Here is a 16,906-nt window from a genome sequence, read left to right as displayed (position 1 = left end):
CACTGGGTGGAAACGGAGTTGACGCCGGAGGGGGACGTGACATGCGGGACGGCCATCGGGCGGAGGCCGAGCGGCTGCTGGCACGGGCCGTGGAGGAGGAGGTGCGCCGGTCGGGCGGTCGCACCGACGGCGCCGTGCTGCTGTCGCGGGCGCGCGGAGCGCTCGACGCCATGGCCGCGACGGCCGGGGAGGAGTACGAGGCGTATGCGCGCGCCCTCGACGAGGCGGAGGCCGGGCGGCTGAGCTTCGGCCAGCGCTGTGCGCAGTCAGGGGCCGGGACCGCGCTGCTGGTGGCGGGCTTGGCCGCCGTCGCGGCGTGTGTCGCGGACCTCGCGCTGGGCACGGGCGGCGGCACGGCGCTGGGCGCGGGCGCCACCGCCGGGGTCGTGGGGGCCGCGGCCACGGTGGCGAAGGTGACCGCGTCTCATCTGCCCGCGGCCAGCCGGCGCGCCGGAGAACTCGGCAGGCCAGGCGGCCCGGAGCAGTTGCGCCTTCAGTGGCTGACCGCTCTGGACGTACGCGGCATCCGCCCCTTCCTCGACCAGCAGCGGGTGATCGTCGCCTCCGCCACCACCCGCAAGGGCTCGCCCCAGCTGCGCCGTACCGACAAGAGCGCGGCGGCCCGCAGGCGCACCGTACTTGAGCAGTCCTTCGACCAACTCCCCGACGCATCGGGCCCGATCGCGGGCCGCCGCCGGGAGCTGGCACAGATCGGCCAGTGGGTCCAGGCGGCCCGCGCCGGCACGGAGACCGAGCCGACGGTGGTCGTGTTGCACGGCGGCCCGGGTTCCGGGCGCACCGCGCTCGCGATCCGTGCCGCGCACGAGCTCAGGGACCACTTCCGCGGCGCGTGCGTGGTGGATCTGCGCGGCGACAGCGCCGAGGAGCGGCCCCTGTCCACCCGTGACGCCCTGCTCCATCTGCTCAACCGGCTGGGCGCGCCCCGCGAGCAGCTTCTGTTCCGTGAGCGCTCCGCCCCGGACCAGCAGATCAAGCGGCTGAGCGAGCTGTACCACCAGCATCTGACGGGCCTGCCGGTCGCCGTCGTGCTCGATGACGCCCGTGATCCCGAGCAGGTGTGCATGCTCGTTCCGGAGCGTTCCGAGAGCCTGGTCCTCGTCACCGCCCGGGGCCCCCTCGACCTGCCCCAGGACCTCCCGGCGCGCGTGCATCAGCTGCCCGTCGAGGCGCTGGACGCCGCCGGGGCCGAGGAACTGCTGAAGGCGACGGCCCAGGACGATCCGGGACCGTACGACGCCGAGGCCGCCGACCGCATCAGGGAGCTGTGCGGCGGGCTGCCGCTCGCGCTGCGCGTCGCCGGTTCGTCCCTCGGTCCGCGCAGCCCGCGCCGGCTGGCTGCGGACCTCGGCGCGTACGGTCCGGTGGAGCCGGTGGAACGGGCCCTGTGGCTGCGCTACACCGACCAGTCGGAGACTTCGCGGCGTCTGCTGCGGCGACTCGCGCTGGCGGGGCGTTCGTCCCTCGGCGCGGCCGCGGCAGCCGCCCTCCTGGGCGCGGACGAACAGGAGGCGACCCGGTCACTGCGGACGCTCGCGCGCGCCGGTCTGATCGACCACGTACGCGGCGACCGCTACCGCCTGCACGACGTCGTACGGGCCTTCGCCCAGGCCCGGCTGGCGGACGAGGAGGACCCGGCCGAGCGCACGGCCGCGCAGGAACGCCTGATCGTGAACTACGGGGAGCTGGCCGACTCGGTGCTGCGGCTGGTGGACGGCAATGTGTCGACCCGCTCCGACCGCTTCGGATCGCACGGCTTCACCTCCCTGGACGCGGCGCTGCGCTGGCTGGACGACGAGTCGAGTTTCATCACCGCCGCCCTGCGGCACACGGAGGGCGTCGACCAGGCGGCCGTGATGAATCTGCTGGGCGCCCTGTGCGACTACTGTCTGCTGCGCGGCGACCTCTACCGCCTGGGCGAGATCAGCGAGCTGACCCAGGCCGTCGACCAGGGGCTGCTGGTGCGTTCGGTGCAGTGGCGTACGGGCATCGCGGCGCGACAGCTGGGCGAGCTGGACAAGGCGCGCACGACGCTCGCCTCGGTGGTGGACCTGTACCGGGAGGCGCATCACGACGCGGGGGCGGCGCGGGCGCTGTGCTCCCTCGGCATCACGCTCCACCACCAGGGCAACCTCACCGAGGCGGCGGCGAGGCTTCACGAGGCGATGGACCTCCAGGCCTCCCCCGAGCTGACGGCGGACCGCGCGTGGACGATGCACGCGCTGGCGGCGGTGGAGCGCGACCGGGCGCGTCTGGCACCGGCGCTGGACCTGCTCACCCGCGCCCTGGTCCTGCACCGGGAGAACGAGTCGGTGCACGGCGAGGCCTGGGCCCACTTCCAGCTTGGACAGCTGGATCTGCGCCTCGGGGACGTTCCCCGCGCGGAGAGCGAACTGCATGCGGCCCTGGATCTGTACACCCGCACCCAGGACGCGCGCGGCGAGGCCTGGGCCCTGACGCAGCTGGCCCGCGCCCGGCTGGTCGCGGGGGACGCCGCAGCGGCGGCCGATTCCCTGCGCCGGGCCGCCGCGCGCCACCGGGAGAACGAGGACGCACGCGGCGAGGCGTGGACGGGTTACTACCTCGGCCAGGCGCTGGAAGAGGGGGGCGACCTCGACAAGGCGGTCCGTGAGCTGGAACGCGCGCGCACGCTCTTCTCCCGTATGCGGGACGTGTACGGCCTGGCCTGCGCCCGTCACCACTCGGCACGGGCCACCCGCGACCAGCAGGCGGCTCGGACCGGCTCCCTGCGCAACTCCGGCTTCGCCCGTCAGCTGCTGGTCGACGCGAGGGCGGACTTCCAGCGCATCGGCGTGGCCCATGGCGAGGCATGGACCTGCCTGGAGCTGGCGGTGGTGGACGCGGGAAACGCGCGCACCCAGCAGGCGCTGGCCCTGTGCGACGAGGCGGTGGGCCTGTTCACGTCGTACGGCGACCGCAGGGGCGGGGACTGGGCCCGGTTCCTGCGCTGCACTCTGCTTCCCTACGCCTCCCCCGGCGGCATCGAGGTGGGCACGGCGGTGGCCCAGGAGGAGCTGGCGCAGCTGTCCCGGACCGGGCATCCGGCGAGGGACGAGAAGCTGGACGACTGCGTGGGGGCGTTCCGGCTGCTGCTGGAGCGGGGCGTGAGCCTGGAGGGCGGCTGGCAGGCCTGGGGTCTGGGCATGGTGCCGGGCCGGCACGCCCGGGAGGTGATGGGGGTGGAGGTTGACGCCCGGGGCTGAGACCACCGGTGGCCCCCGGCAGCCGGCCGGGTCCGTCCGGCGGCGGGCTCATCCCGGCGGTGCGCGCACCCGGCCGCGAGCACGTACGGCCTTCGGCGCGCACGGCGGCGGGCGCGCAGGGCGGGGCGGCCCGGCGGCGGACCGGGCGGGAGGCGGAGGGCGGGCGGCACGCGGGCGCAGCACACGGGCGGGCCGCGGGTCGTCCGTCCCGGAAGGGCCGCGCCCCGTGTCGGGCCGCGGCTCCCGGGAAAGCGTCAGCCCCGCTGGGCCTTCGGCGCGCCGCCCACTGTGCCGGAGTCCTTCTTCCCGGCCTTGTCCGCGGCGTCGGAGGCGTCCTCCTCACGGTCCACCGCGAAGTCGACCTTGCCCATGTGCCGGTTCATGGACTTCATCAGGCCCCACACCGCCAGGGCCATCACCGCGAAGACGATGAAGCCGAGGACACCGGGGGTGACCTTGTTCTGGTCGACCTCGGCGAGGGGGACGAGGTGCGTCATTGCCAGGCTCGCGCTTGCGCTCATGTCAGGCATTGTCCCTCAAGGCCGGCGGACGCCCGCGAAGAGGTCGTCCTCCGGGAGCGAGGTGTCCACGAGGGACTTCGCCAGCTCGTACTCCTCGGTCGGCCAGACCTCCTTCTGGAACTCCAGCGGAACGCGGAACCAGCCGCCGTCGGGGTCGATCTGCGTGGCATGCGCGATCAGCGCCTTGTCCCGGATCTCGAAGAAGTCCGCGCACGGGATATGGGTGGTCAGCGTGCGCTCGACGCGCTCGAACTCGTCCCACCGCTTGAGCCAGTCCCCGTAGGGCGACTCCATGCCGCGCTCGAGCAGCGCGTTGTGCAGCGCCTCGGTGCGGGGACGGTTGAATCCCTGGTTGTAGTAGAGCTTCTGCGGCTGGTACGCCGCGCCGAACTCCTGCTCCGGGTACTTCTCGGTGTCCGCCGCGCCCTCGAACGCCACCATGGAGATCTTGTGCGTCATGATGTGGTCGGGATGCGGATAACCGCCGTTCTCGTCGTAGGTGGTGATCACCTGCGGACGGAACGCACGGATCTTGCGGACCAGCTCGCCCGCCGCCTTGTCCACGTCCTCCAGGGCGAAGCAGCCCTCGGGAAGCGGGGGCAGGGGGTCGCCCTCCGGGAGGCCGGAGTCGATGAAGCCGAGCCACTCCTGCTCGACGCCCAGGATCTCCCTGGCCTCGTCCATCTCCTTCTTGCGTACCTCGTGGATGTGTTCCTCGATGTACTTGTCGCCCTGGAGCTTCGGGTTGAGGATGGAGCCACGTTCTCCGCCTGTGCAGGTCACGACCAGCACAGCCACCCCCTCGGACACGTACTTCGCCATGGTGGCCGCGCCCTTGCTCGACTCGTCGTCGGGGTGGGCGTGCACGGCCATCAGTCGCAGTTGGTCAGTCAAGACTCATCCTCAGTAACTCGGCAAGTCGGCGCCCAGCGTGATTCGGCGCAATGGGCGGCTTCTATAGTGACCGAATCAGGGGGTGAAAAATTCCGGGCCCCGTCCCGGAGTACCCCTCGAGGGACATTCGTCCCGCTGTTCTGCCGAGAGGACGATCATGAGCACGGCCAGCGCGCGGCTTCCCGAGGGCCGCTACGGCCGCTCCGCCGACGAGCGGGCCGACCGCACCCTCAAGATCGTCGGCAGTGTGCTGGGTGCGCTGCTGCTTGTCGTCGTGGGCTGGTTCGCATACCACTACATCGTCGAGAACAAGATCAGCGCGCAGGTCATCACCTTCCAGGCGTCGCACGACACGGTCGAGGCCCACCTGGAGGTGCACAAGGACGCCGGTGCCACCGGTTACTGCACCCTGCGTTCACAGGCCGCGGACGGCACCGAGGTGGGGCGCGCGGACTTCCGGTTCGGCGGCCGTGCCACGCGTATCGACAAGGTCGTCACGCTGCGCACAACGGCGCCGGGCACCACCGCGGAGCTGCTGGGCTGCCACGCCGACTGACGTCACCCTTCTCACACGACCCTGACCTGGGTTGATGGAATGCTGATGGCTTATGTCCTCCCCCTTCGGCCGTTGAATTGTTAGGCTCGTGGTTTCGCCCTCCCGTGGAGGAACATTCTTCTGGGTAGGGCGATGCTTTGTATTCCCAGTACCGACGAGGAGCACCCTGTGACCCAGACCAGCGAGAACGTCACCTGGCTGACCCAGGAGGCGTACAACAAGCTCAAGGACGAGCTTGAGTACCTTACTGGTCCTGCGCGCACGGAGATCGCCGCCAAGATCGCCGCTGCGCGTGAGGAGGGCGACCTGCGCGAGAACGGCGGGTACCACGCGGCCAAGGAGGAGCAGGGCAAGCAGGAGCTCCGTGTGCGCCAGCTGACCCAGCTCCTTGAGAACGCCCACGTCGGCGAGGCTCCGGCTTCGGCCGACGGTACCGTCGCACCCGGCATGGTCGTGACGATCGCCTTCGACGGTGACGAGGACGACACGATGACGTTCCTGCTCGCCTCCCGCGAGTACGCGAGCGCCGACATCGAGACGTACTCGCCGCAGTCCCCGCTCGGCGCCGGCGTGATCGGCCACAAGGTCGGCGAGGACGCGGAGTACGAGCTGCCGAACGGCAAGAAGTCCTCGGTGAAGATCCTGAAGGCCGAGCCCTACCAGGGCTGAGCCCCACCTGTCGACGACGCCCCCGGTGCCTTGAGGCACCGGGGGCGTCCGCGTTCCTCGGGGGCAGCCGTCAGCCGTCAGCCCGGCGGTACTTGCGGACCGCGAGCGTACGGAAGGTCAGGATGATCACGACCGACCAGATCAGCGAGGCCCACACCGGGTGTTGCATGGGCCAGGCGTCGGGCGTCCTGAAGCCCGGGGGGAGGTTGCCGAACAGCTCGCGGCACGCCTGCACGGTGGCGCTGAACGGGTTCCACTCCGCGATGTGGCGCAGGAAGGCCGGCATCTGGTTCGCGTCCACGAACGCGTTCGAGATGAACGTCAGCGGAAACAGCCAGATCAGGCCGCCCGAGGTCGCCGCTTCGGGAGTGCGCACGGACAGGCCGATGAGCGCGCCGATCCACGAGAACGCGTACCCGAGCAGCAGGAGCAGGCCGAATCCGGCGAGCACCTTGCCGAAGTCCTCGTGCGTGCGCCAGCCGACGATCACGGCGACGACCGCCAGGACGACGAGGGTGAGCGCCGACTGCACGAGGTCCGCGAGCGTACGACCGGTGAGCACGGCGCCCCTCGCCATCGGCAGGGAGCGGAAGCGGTCGATGAGCCCCTTGTGCATGTCGTCGGCGATGCCCGCACCGGCGCCCGCCGTGGCGAACGTGACGGTCTGGGCGAAGATGCCGGCCATCAGGAACTCGCGGTAGGCCTGGGTCGAGGTGGACGAGCCCACCTGGATCGAGCCGCCGAACACATAGGTGAACAGCACCACGAACATGATGGGCTGGACCAGCCCGAACACGAGCATCTCGGGAATCCGGCCCATGCGGATCAGATTCCTCTTGGCGACGACCAACGAGTCGCGGACGGACTGCGCGACGGGGTTCGCGGGCACCGCGGCGGGCACGGTGTCGGTGGTGGCGCTCACTTGGCGGCCTCCTTTGCGCGCATGCGGGCCTTGGGGTCCTCGGCCGCGCCGCTGTCCTCGGACTCCTGCTCGGCGACATGGCCGGTCAGGGACAGGAACACATCGTCGAGGGTGGGGCGGCGCAGCCCGATGTCGTCCATCTCCACACCCCGGCGGTCGAGTTCCCTGATGACTTCGGCGAGGAGCTTGGCACCTCCGGTGACCGACACCGTGAGCTTGCGCGTGTGCTCCTCGACCGTGGTGTCGCCCTTGCCGAAGCCGCGCAGGACCTCGGCCGCGGTCTCGATGTCCCCGCGCTCGTGCACGACGACCTCCACCCGCTCGCCACCCGTGCGCGCCTTGAGCTCGTCGGAGGTGCCGCGGGCGATGACGCGGCCGTGGTCGACGACACAGATCTCGTGCGCCAGATGGTCGGCCTCTTCGAGGTACTGGGTGGTGAGCAGCAGCGTCGTACCGCCGGAGACGAGCTGCTTGATGACTTCCCAGAGCTGCTGGCGGTTGCGCGGGTCGAGACCCGTCGTCGGCTCGTCCATGAACATCACGGGCGGCCGGACGACCAGGGCCGCCGCGAGGTCCAGACGGCGGCGCATACCGCCGGAGTAGGTCTTCGCGGGCCGGTCGGCGGCGTCCGTGAGGTGGAACTGCTCCAGCAGCTCGGCGGCCCGCTGCTTGGCCGCCCTCGCTCTCATCTGGTACAGCTGCCCGACCATCTGGAGGTTCTCGCGGCCGGTCAGATACTCGTCCACCGCGGCGAACTGCCCGGACAGACCGACCGAACGGCGCACGGCCTCCGGGTGCTTGAGCACGTCGATCCCCGCGACGGTCGCCCTGCCGCTGTCGGGGCGCAACAGGGTCGTCAGACAGCGGACCGCGGTGGTCTTGCCCGCGCCGTTCGGCCCGAGCAGGCCCAGCACGGTGCCCTCCGGGACGTCGAGGTCGACGCCGTCCAGAGCCCTTACGTCACCGAAGGTCTTCACCAGACCTTCGGCATAGATGGCGCCTGGCATATCACTTCTCCACGTCGTCGGGGAGTCAGGGGTTGAGGAGTGGGAGGTGGGGGTGAGCGCTGAGGCAACGACCCTACGATGTGGGACGCCTCGCGTTCGAGGGGTTTACCCGCATGCGGCAGCACGGCCCCGGTGCGGATGCGAATGCAAGCAGATGGCTCGACGGAAACCATAACGCGATGTATCGCGTCACTCAAGAGGGTATTCCGCGCACTCGACGTCGCACCGGTCCCCGGTCGATGACCGCGTACCCGGCCCCGGTCGATGACCGCGTACCCGGCCTCAGTCGATGACCACGTACCCGGCCTCCCGCAGCGTCTGGCCGACCTCCGTGCAGTGTTCCGGGCCCTTGGTCTCCAGGTGCAGTTCGACCTCCACCTCCGTGAGCCCGAGCCGTGGATCGGTCCGGATGTGGCTCACGTCCAGGACGTTGGCGTCAGCGGCCGACAACGCCGCCAGAAGCGTCGCCAGAGCGCCGGGGCGGTCCGTCAGCCGCAGCCGGACGGCGAGGTAGCGTCCTTGCGCGGCCATGCCGTGACGCAGGATGCGCTGCAGCAGCACCGGATCGACGTTGCCGCCGGACAGCACCGCCACCACCGGGCCGTCGAAGGCGCCGGGGTCGCTCAGCAGGGCGGCCACCGGGCCCGCGCCCGCCGGCTCGACGACCAGCTTGGCCCGCTCCAGGCAGAGCAGCACCGCGGCGGACAGCGCGTCCTCCGGCACCGTGCGGACCTCGTCGACCAGCTCCTGGACGATCCGGAAGGGCACGTCGCCGGGCCGCCCCACCTTGATGCCGTCAGCCATGGTGACCGGGTTGCGCACCGCCACCGGGTGTCCGGCCGCCAGCGAGGGCGGATACGCGGCGGCACCCTCCGCCTGCACACCCACCACCCGAACGTCCGGCCGTAGCGTCTTCACCGCGGTCGCGATGCCCGCGGCGAGCCCTCCGCCGCCGACACCCACGACGATCGTGCGCGCCTGCGGGCACTGCTCCAGGATCTCCAGACCCACCGTTCCCTGGCCGGCGATGATGTCCGGATGGTCGAAGGGGTGGATGAAGACCGCGCCCGTGTCGGCGGCGTACTCCTGCGCGGCGGCCAGCGTCTCGTCCACCACCTGGCCCTGCAGCCGTACGTCGGCGCCGTACTCGAGGGTCGCGCTGATCTTCGGCAGCGGGGCGCCCCGGGGCATGAAGACCGTGGAGCGCACACCGAGCAGCGAGGAGGCGAGGGCGACACCCTGCGCGTGGTTGCCCGCACTCGCCGCGACGACGCCCGCCGCCCGCTCCTCGGGCAGCAGCCCCGCGATGCGCACATAGGCGCCCCGCAGCTTGAACGACCCGGTCCGCTGGAGGTTCTCGCACTTCAGGTGCACCGGGGCGCCGACCAGCTGGGACAGGTATCTGCTGCCCTCCATGGCGGTGATGCGAGCGATCCCCGAGAGCATTTTCTGGGCGCCGCGTACGTCGTCCAGCGTCACCATGGGCAAGGAGCCGGCCGTGCTGTACCTCATGACCACCAGTCTCGCAGTTCACGCCCGCCCGCATCGGGTGTGACCAAGCCGTGGAACGGGTTTGCGCAGCGCCGGTACGGCCCGCGCTCCGGCCGCGTACCCTGTCCCCCAACCCAGCTCCCCACGCATGAAGTGAGCCCCCGGCCATGCCCACAACACCTGAAATGTCGATGGACATGACGACCGTCGGTGACCCCGGTCTTCTGGACACGCTGCAGCACGAGGTCGCGGTGTTCGCGCGCCGCGCCGAGCAGACACGGCTCGGCGGGGTGGGGCAGGTGCGCAACTCCATGGACCGTGCCGCATACCTGCTGCTCAACCGTCTCGACAACGAAGGCCCGATGGGCGTCAAGGCGCTCGCCGCGAGCATGGGCATCGACTCGTCGACGGTCACCCGGCAGGTGGCCCCGCTGGTGGACACCGGACTTGTCAAGCGCACCTCCCACCCGGAGGACGGGCGCGCGGTCGTGCTCCAGCTCTCCCCGCGCGGGCTGTCCCGCCTGGAAGAGGTGCGGTCCTCCAGGCGGCAGCTCATGGCCGAACTGACGAACGACTGGACGCCCGAGGAGCGCACGGACTTCTGCACGCTGCTCACGCGCTTCAACGCGGCCCTCTCCGCCCGGCAGAGGATTCCGGGGGCCGAGGCGCAGCCCGCTTCCTGAGCCACGGGGCGCACACCTCGTACACCGCTCGCCGCACGCACTGCGTCCTCTCCCCGGCCGCCCGTGCGGGCGAGCACGCCCCGGCTCTTGACCCCGGGGGCACCGCCGGTCTCATATGAGACCGGACCCCTGTCGTACGCGGACCGGCGCGCCGTACACGCTCCCTCCGCCGTGGCCGTGCCGCCGCTTCCGCACGCGACGGGAGACCTGTTCGACCCTGCTCTTTTTCATGGTCGGTGGTCGCCCTCAAGGCGGGAGGCGCGGTGCAGGAACGGCGTGCGTCCCAGGAAGCCCGCCGTGCCCGGGAATTCGAGGCGTTCGTCGCGGGCGCGGCCGGGCGGCTGCTGCATGCCGCCACTCTCCTCACGGCGGAGGCGCCGGACGACAACCCGCGCGCGCGGCGCCTGATCGCGCTGGCCCTCGCCCAGACGTATGCCTCCTGGGACCGGCTGCGCGGTGACGACCCCTATGACCGGGCGCGCCAGCATCTGGCCACCCGCTTCGCACGCGAGGCATGGCACCAGTACGGGGGCCTCGGCACCTTCGGCGGTCTCGGAGCGCTGGGCCGGCGCCGCCGGGGCCCGGGCGGCCTGCTCGCGTCCCTGTCGCCCCGGGAGCGGCTCGTCCTGGTCCTGAGGATGTACGAGGGCGTGGCGGAGGAGCAGACGGCCGCCCTGCTCGGTCTGCCCGTCGATCGGGTGCGCGCGATCTGTGCGAGGGCCATGGCCACGCTGCTGCACCCGCCGGCCGGTACGGCGGCGGCGCTCGCGAAAGCGGTGCCGTCGTGACCGGGCCGCATGAGGCCCGGCCCTTCGGCGGGGGAACGGGGTGACGGATGAGGGTGCCCGACCGTGACGCGATGGTGCGGCGGATGCTGGAGCAGACGCCTCCCACGGTGCCGCCCGACCTGTACCCGGAGGCGGTGCGCCGCGGGATACGCATGCTGCGCCGTGGGACGGCGACGCGCCGCGTGCTGTGGCTGGCGCTGCTCGCCGCGGCCCTTGCCTTCGTGATCTGGGCGTCGGTCGCACGGCCCTGGGTGGAGCCGCCGTCGACGACGACTCCACCCGTCAGCGACTGGTGACCCGCCGGCGGAGCGAGAAGCGAGCGACCAGAGGGACGAGGGCCCGGAGGAATCAGCCGATGGCCTGCTGGAGGTCTTCCAGGAGGTCGTCCACGTTCTCGATGCCAACGGAGATACGGACCAGGTCCGCGGGGACCTCCAGGGCCGAGCCCGCGGCGGAGGCGTGCGTCATGCGCCCCGGGTGCTCGATGAGGGACTCCACACCGCCCAGGGACTCGCCGAGCGTGAACACCTTGGCGCGGTTGCAGACCGCGACGGCCGCCTCCTCGCCGCCCTCGACCTGGAAGGAGACCATGCCGCCGAACGCCTTCATCTGCTTCGCGGCGACCTCGTGACCGGGGTGGTCCGGCAGCCCCGGGTACAGGACGCGCGTCACGCGCGCGTGCCGGGTGAGCATGTCGGCGACCTTGGCGGCGTTCTCGCTGTGCCGGTCCATGCGGACGGCGAGCGTCTTGGTGCCGCGCAGGACCAGCCAGGAGTCGAAGGGGCCGGCGACCGCGCCCATCGCGTTCTGGTGGTACGCGAGTTCCTCACCCAGCTCCTGGTCGTCCGTGATCAGCGCGCCGCCCACGACGTCGGAGTGGCCGCCCATGTACTTGGTCAGAGAGTGCACGACGACGTCGGCGCCGAGCGCGAGGGGCTGCTGGAGGTAGGGAGTCGCGAACGTGTTGTCCACGACGAGCTTCGCGCCCGCCTCGTGGGCGATCTGGGCGACGGCGGCGATGTCGGTGATGCCGAGCAGCGGGTTGGAGGGGGTCTCCACCCACACGGCCTTCGTCTTCGGGGTGAGCGCGGCCCGTACGGAGGACGGGTCGCTGGTGTCGGCGACCGACCATTCGACGCCCCACCGCGAGACGACCTTGGCGAAGAGACGGAACGTGCCGCCGTACGCGTCGTTCGGGATCACCACGTGGTCGCCCGGGGCGAGCAGCGTACGCAACAGGCAGTCCTCGGCCGCCAGTCCGGACGCGAACGCGAGGCCGCGACGGCCACCCTCCAGGGCGGCGAGGTTCTCCTCCAGGGCGGTCCTGGTCGGATTGGCGCTGCGGCTGTACTCGTAGCCGCCGCGCAGCCCGCCGACGCCGTCCTGCTTGTAGGTCGACACCTGGTAGATCGGCGGGACGACCGCACCGGTGAGGGGGTCGGCGGTGTTCCCCGCGTGAATCGCGAGGGTCTCGAAGTGCTGACTGATATGCCTGTCGCTCATGAGCACCGAGGGTAGTGCGCCCGCGGCATGGACGGTGGACAGCGGCGTACGGTCAGGTGTGCTGGTGAGGCGGGCCGTGCCCGGCGGGCGGCGGCGCGGCAGCCGGACCGGCGGCGGAGGGCGGCCAGGGGCCGCGGGAGGCGGCGGGTCGCCCACAGGCCGGCGACCAGGTTGGCCAAGTGTCCGACCCGTCTGGTTCGCTTGACGCATGGTGATTCTTTGGGTCCTGATGGCGCTGGCCTTGTTCAGCATGGTCCTGCTGCCTGTCGTCAGGCGCCGGCGCTCGGGCATTCAGCTGGTGACGCCGGGCGACCCGGACGCCGCGGACCCGGCGGACTACGGCTTTGTGCGCCAGGAGCAGCTCGACGTGCGCATGCCCGGCCCCGACCAGGACCTGCTGGATGTCCTGGACGTGGTGCAGCGCGCCCAGGACTACCGGGCGGCCTCGCAGCTCCTGGCCGGAACCGAGACGGAGGGCGAGGCACGCTGGCAGCGTGTGCAGGCCTTCGCCGGCGCCGCTTCCCTGGAGCTGATGCAGCGGCCCGGTGGTGTGAGCGAGATGCCGGGCGGCCAGTGGCTGAGGGTGTGGCGCGCCGAGGCTCCCAAGGACCCGGGCGGCGCGGCCGTGCACGCGGAGTTCCTGGTGCAGCAGGCGTGGCGCACCTCGACGCCGGGCACCGACGAGTTCCGGATCATCATGGAGGAGGCGCGGTCGGCGTGCGCGGAGGCCGCGCTGCTGGCCCCCGGTGACCCGGTCCCGTACATCATCGAACTCTCCGTGGCCCGCGGGCTCGCCTATGCGCAGCCGGACTTCGAGCAGCTGTGGCTGAAGATCATCGACCGCGCCCCCGCCCACATGGGGGCGCACCTGGCGGCCCTGCACTACTGGTGCGAGAAGTGGCACGGTTCGCGGGAGCTGGCGTACGCCTTCGCGGAGTCGGCCGCCGCGCGTGCCCCGCAGGGCTCGCTCCTGGCCGCCATGCCGCTGTTCGCGGTCTTCGAGCACCTCCCCGAGGTGAACCTGGTCCGCAGCTTCTACCAGAGCGAGGTCGTCACGAAGGCGGTCCACGGCGCGCTGTTCGCGGTGCGGTCGGCCCGTCCCGACGATCCGATGCTGGCGCACGTCCGCCACCTCCTGGTCTTCTTCCTGGTCCGCGGCGAGCGATGGCTGGAGGCGATGGCCCAGCTGGTCCACATCGACGGTCATGTGGGCGCCCTGCCCTGGACCCTGACCGCCGACCCGGCCGCTGACTACGCGGTGTACCGGGCCCTCGCGGTGGCGGGGTTCGAGGCGAACGGCGGAAGCCCCGCCACGCTGCCGCACTGAGCGCGGGCGCGCGGCGGTGAAGCGAACGGCACCCCCGGTAGTACAGGGGTGCCGTTCTGCGGGCTCGGCGAAGGTGGGGGCTATCCCGCCATCGACAGTGCGTAGGGGGACAGGGCCGGGGCGAGTTGTACGCCCGGAGCCAGGCTCAGGGCCACCAGCGCGTCGGGCAGCCCGCGTCCGACACGGGCCGCCTCCACCGTGCCGTGGGCGGCCAGCGGACGGCAGCTGGCGGCGATGATCTCGTACAGATGCTGCACGCGGCCGGGGCCGCGAGGCAGCAGCTGCCCATGGAAGTCCTCGTGGTGGGCGAGTACGAGAGCCGCCAGGCCCGCGACATGGGCCGAAGCCGTGCCGGTGCCGTCGAGTGCCGCGTACCCGCCGTGCGGCGCGCACGACAGGACCGCCACACCGGGGGCGGCGGCGTCGGCGCCCGGGCCATGGCAGCTGAACGGCGCGGCGAAGAGTCCCTCCGGTGTCAGCTGGGCCCCCGAGTGGGTGGCTTGGGAGGTGTCCTGCGGGTACGAGCCGAAGACGCCCAGCGCGCCCACGGTGAACACGGTGGGCAGCGAGCCCGGGAAGGCGACCGGTCCGCCGGTGTCGCCCGCGGGCACGACGCAGGCGATGCCGGCCGCGCCCGCATCGGCGACTTTCCGTGACACCAGCGCCGACGGGTACGGGGTCGCCACCGCGATATGGGCGATGTCGATGTCGCGTTCGATGCAGCGGTCCAGGGCGGCGATCAGATCGCTGAAGCACCCGTCGGGCATCACCTTGCACACATCGATCTCGGAATCGACCGCGATGCCGATGACGCCCTTGCCGGTGTCCGCCCCGGCGATGATCCCCGCCGCGTGCGTGCCGGTGCCCACCGTGTCGTGCGCCCAGCCCTCCCCCGCGCCGTGCACGAAGTCGGCCCCGGAGCGCACACGTTGCTTGAGGTCGGGGTGCTCGGCGCTGACCCCCGAGCCGATGAGCGCGATCCTGACGCCGAAGGCGCGGAACGTGGGGGGCAGCCGGTCCAGCCGCATGGCCTGCTGGCCCCAGCCGTACTGCTGCCGCTGCTCCAGCTCCGGATACACCTTGGCCAGCGGGGTCAGGGTGACGACGTTCTCATGGGTCGCGGACAGTTCGGGGCGGTGGATCCAGCGGTCCGTATAGCCGCCCTTGGGCCGGATGTAGAGGGACTGGACGGACTGCTCGGAGTCCGTCGCCAGCGTGACGGTGACCGTTCCGTCGGCGGCGGTGATGCCCTGGGCCGGCCAGGTCGCGCCGATCAGGAACACTCCCGCGCCGGCGAGCGGTTCGTCGTCCGGCCCGCAGACGCGGAACGTGATGTCCACTGGACGTTCCAGCGGCAGGACCAGCCCCGGATCACGCAACGGCACGGCCCCCGCGGCCGGCATGGCGGCGGGACCGGCGGCCGCGGACAGCGGCAGATCCGGCTCGATGTGCACGTGCAGCGACCGCATCGCCGGCACCTGGGCCTCGGCCGCCTCGACGACCGCGATCTCCGGGCAGGCGGGCAGCAGTCCGTTCGACTGGAGCTTCTCCGACGGCCGGAGTCTGCGGATCACCTTGACCTCGGGCATCCGCTCGAGTCGGTCGCACACCGCGTCCATGCTCAGTTCGGGCACTCCCGGCGGAAGCAGGCTCTGCGGCAGCGGCGTCACCATGTACCGTTCGCGGCGCGGCTGCACCATGACCGGCGACCGCGCGCCCTTCTTGCGTGAGCCCGTCTCCTTGCCCTCGGGCACCGGCCCACCCGCCGACTCCTCGGCCCCGCTCTCCCCGGCCCCGCTCTCCCGGTTGCTTCCGGGCCTTTCCTTGACCATTGCGTCCACCTTCACCACGCCGACGTCGTACTCGTCCTCGTACTGGTACTCGCACCCGTGTGGTGCTCGTGCTGTGCCGATCCGGCGACGGGCGGCGCCTCGCGCCTCCACGGTGATGCGGTGTGCCCGGGAAACCGGTCCCGGCCACACCGCATCGCGCTCCGCCCCGGGGTCAGCCGATACCGAAGGGTTGGCCCATCTGCCCGAAGCCGAAGCCGGGCTGCTGGTACGGCGAGCTCTGTGGGATCTGCGGGATCTGTGACATCTGCGGGATCTGCTGGCCGAATGTTCCGCCCCACTGCTGCTGGCCCTGCTGCCCCTGCTGGCTCTGCTGGAGCAGCGCCACGATCGCGGTCGGCAGCGCCTGCTGCACGGACTGCTCCACCGCGCTGCGGACACCGGCGTGCAGCGTGTGGTGCAGCGCGAGCGCCAGGTACGGGTGCGCCTGCTGGGACATGCCCTGCTGCTGGAGCTGCTGCTGGACCTGCTGGATCTGCTGGAGCGTCTGCTGCATGCGCTGCGCGACCTGCTGGCTCGCCTGCTGGCACGCCTGCTGGATCGCCTGATGGACGATCTGCGCGATCTGCGGCTGCCCGCCGGCCAGTTGCTGGCCGTACTGCTGCTGGTGCTGTATGGGGGGGATACCGGTCATGACCGACATGAATGCTCCGTTCGACGCTTCGACGCATCATGAGAAAGCAGACATTGAGACCCGCACATAGGGGTCCATGTGTGCCTTATCGGGAGATTCCGACACCCCGAAGCTAAGGTGACGCCGATCCGACCGCAATCGGATGAACAGCCCGGGCCGGAGGCGGCCGGAAGCTGGTCGCCCGCCCACACCTGCACACGGAGGCCTGGGCGCTCCTCGCCGGGGCCGCGCCGCCAACCGGGCGAATACGGTACGTGGCAACGGCGGCGGTACGGGCGTCGACGGGGCGTCCGATGTACTTTCCGGGCGCCGGGGATCCAATCGGGTACGGGGGTACGCGCGACGGCGGGCCCGGGGCGACATGATCACGTCCGGCCGCCGCACCGCACAGCACCGCACCACACCTTGAGCGGATCACGATCACGGCCCTCGCTGCGGCCCCGCTCCCCCAGGATGCTCACCGCCGCACATCGCAGAGAGTGAATCATCATTCATCGATACTCACGCAAATATGCTTGCATGCATTTCGTCCATTATGTCAGCCAGATACTGTCATCAGACTGCCGAAACGATTCTCCAGCGATCCATTCCCCCGAATGCCTGATTGCCCGAACCGCGCGGCGCTCGTTAGGTGATCGTGACGTGGAACGAACCCGAAGATCAGATCCCCGTCGGAAGCCGAGTGGCGCTATGGCTCGAATCGGCGGGTAACGAGGCGCTCCTGAAGGGATGTTCGGACATTCTGGATGAATTCCTCAAGGAGATCGGCGACATGGAAAGCGCATACCTGCGGGCTCTCGATGGTGCGTCCTGATCGAG

16 protein-coding genes are annotated in these 16,906 nt (G+C 71.2%); 8 read left to right on the top strand and 8 right to left on the bottom strand.

Annotation, left to right across the window (positions count from 1 at the left end):
- Positions 1–41 precede the first annotated feature (41 nt).
- The gene (locus tag ABZ845_RS18460) at positions 42–3,242 is read left to right on the top strand and encodes a tetratricopeptide repeat protein (protein ID WP_360980430.1); all 3,201 of its coding nucleotides are present in this window, start codon (positions 42–44) and stop codon (positions 3,240–3,242) included.
- Positions 3,243–3,496: 254 nt separating this feature from the next.
- Here ABZ845_RS18460 and ABZ845_RS18455 read toward each other — a convergent pair whose 3' ends face one another.
- Entirely contained in the window at positions 3,497–3,772 is a 276-nt protein-coding gene (locus ABZ845_RS18455) for a hypothetical protein (protein WP_360980427.1), read from the bottom strand.
- 6 nt (positions 3,773–3,778) lie between these two features.
- Positions 3,779–4,657 carry a mycothiol conjugate amidase Mca gene (mca, locus tag ABZ845_RS18450; RefSeq protein WP_360980424.1) on the bottom strand — a complete coding sequence of 293 codons (879 nt, stop codon included), beginning with the start codon at positions 4,655–4,657 and terminating at the stop codon, positions 3,779–3,781.
- 157 nt (positions 4,658–4,814) lie between these two features.
- Between mca and ABZ845_RS18445 the strand changes: the two genes are divergently transcribed.
- Positions 4,815–5,213, top strand: coding sequence for a DUF4307 domain-containing protein (locus ABZ845_RS18445; protein WP_360980421.1), 399 nt, complete (start codon positions 4,815–4,817; stop codon positions 5,211–5,213).
- A gap of 168 nt (positions 5,214–5,381) precedes the next feature.
- Positions 5,382–5,882 (top strand): transcription elongation factor GreA, encoded by a 501-nt coding sequence (greA, locus tag ABZ845_RS18440; RefSeq protein WP_360980418.1) that lies wholly within the window; start codon positions 5,382–5,384, stop codon positions 5,880–5,882.
- A 70-nt stretch (positions 5,883–5,952) separates the two neighbouring features.
- On the opposite strand, the gene ABZ845_RS18435 is transcribed toward greA, so the two are convergent.
- From ABZ845_RS18435 to ilvA, 3 genes are all read right to left on the bottom strand, one after another.
- Positions 5,953–6,804 carry an ABC transporter permease gene (locus ABZ845_RS18435; RefSeq protein ID WP_360980415.1) on the bottom strand — a complete coding sequence of 284 codons (852 nt, stop codon included), beginning with the start codon at positions 6,802–6,804 and terminating at the stop codon, positions 5,953–5,955.
- On the bottom strand, positions 6,801–7,811 hold the full coding sequence (locus ABZ845_RS18430; RefSeq protein WP_360980412.1) for an ATP-binding cassette domain-containing protein: 1,011 nt from the start codon (positions 7,809–7,811) through the stop codon (positions 6,801–6,803). The genes ABZ845_RS18435 and ABZ845_RS18430 overlap by 4 nt, the downstream gene beginning before the upstream one ends.
- A gap of 282 nt (positions 7,812–8,093) precedes the next feature.
- On the bottom strand, positions 8,094–9,323 hold the full coding sequence (gene ilvA, locus ABZ845_RS18425) for a threonine ammonia-lyase (RefSeq protein ID WP_360980409.1): 1,230 nt from the start codon (positions 9,321–9,323) through the stop codon (positions 8,094–8,096).
- A gap of 164 nt (positions 9,324–9,487) precedes the next feature.
- Here ilvA and ABZ845_RS18420 point away from each other — a divergent pair, with 164 nt between their 5' ends.
- The 3 genes from ABZ845_RS18420 to ABZ845_RS18410 all read left to right on the top strand — a co-directional run bounded on the left by ABZ845_RS18420 (position 9,488) and on the right by ABZ845_RS18410 (position 11,069).
- Positions 9,488–9,985 (top strand): MarR family transcriptional regulator, encoded by a 498-nt coding sequence (locus tag ABZ845_RS18420; RefSeq protein ID WP_360980406.1) that lies wholly within the window; start codon positions 9,488–9,490, stop codon positions 9,983–9,985.
- A 263-nt stretch (positions 9,986–10,248) separates the two neighbouring features.
- Positions 10,249–10,773 carry a sigma factor-like helix-turn-helix DNA-binding protein gene (locus tag ABZ845_RS18415; protein WP_360980403.1) on the top strand — a complete coding sequence of 175 codons (525 nt, stop codon included), beginning with the start codon at positions 10,249–10,251 and terminating at the stop codon, positions 10,771–10,773.
- A gap of 47 nt (positions 10,774–10,820) precedes the next feature.
- Entirely contained in the window at positions 10,821–11,069 is a 249-nt protein-coding gene (locus tag ABZ845_RS18410; RefSeq protein WP_360980400.1) for a hypothetical protein, read from the top strand.
- Positions 11,070–11,121: 52 nt separating this feature from the next.
- Here ABZ845_RS18410 and ABZ845_RS18405 read toward each other — a convergent pair whose 3' ends face one another.
- Positions 11,122–12,276, bottom strand: coding sequence for a cystathionine gamma-synthase (locus tag ABZ845_RS18405; RefSeq protein ID WP_360980397.1), 1,155 nt, complete (start codon positions 12,274–12,276; stop codon positions 11,122–11,124).
- 208 nt (positions 12,277–12,484) lie between these two features.
- On the opposite strand from ABZ845_RS18405, the gene ABZ845_RS18400 reads away from it, so the two are divergent.
- On the top strand, positions 12,485–13,603 hold the full coding sequence (locus ABZ845_RS18400) for a hypothetical protein (RefSeq protein WP_360980394.1): 1,119 nt from the start codon (positions 12,485–12,487) through the stop codon (positions 13,601–13,603).
- An 80-nt stretch (positions 13,604–13,683) separates the two neighbouring features.
- On the opposite strand, the gene ABZ845_RS18395 is transcribed toward ABZ845_RS18400, so the two are convergent.
- Complete coding sequence (locus tag ABZ845_RS18395; protein WP_360980391.1) at positions 13,684–15,546, bottom strand: S8 family serine peptidase; 1,863 nt, start codon at positions 15,544–15,546, stop codon at positions 13,684–13,686.
- A gap of 61 nt (positions 15,547–15,607) precedes the next feature.
- Positions 15,608–16,087, bottom strand: coding sequence for a hypothetical protein (locus tag ABZ845_RS18390; RefSeq protein WP_360980388.1), 480 nt, complete (start codon positions 16,085–16,087; stop codon positions 15,608–15,610).
- 637 nt (positions 16,088–16,724) lie between these two features.
- Between ABZ845_RS18390 and ABZ845_RS18385 the strand changes: the two genes are divergently transcribed.
- Positions 16,725–16,901: a hypothetical protein gene (locus ABZ845_RS18385; protein WP_360980385.1), complete on the top strand. Its 177-nt coding sequence runs from the start codon at positions 16,725–16,727 to the stop codon at positions 16,899–16,901.
- The last annotated feature ends 5 nt before the right edge of the window (positions 16,902–16,906 follow it).

The sequence above is a fragment of the Streptomyces sp. NPDC047022 genome, from assembly GCF_040644155.1.
GTDB lineage: Bacteria > Actinomycetota > Actinomycetes > Streptomycetales > Streptomycetaceae > Streptomyces.
The sequence above is the reverse complement of the archived record's forward strand: the minus strand, read 5'-3'. Positions and strand labels throughout refer to the sequence as shown.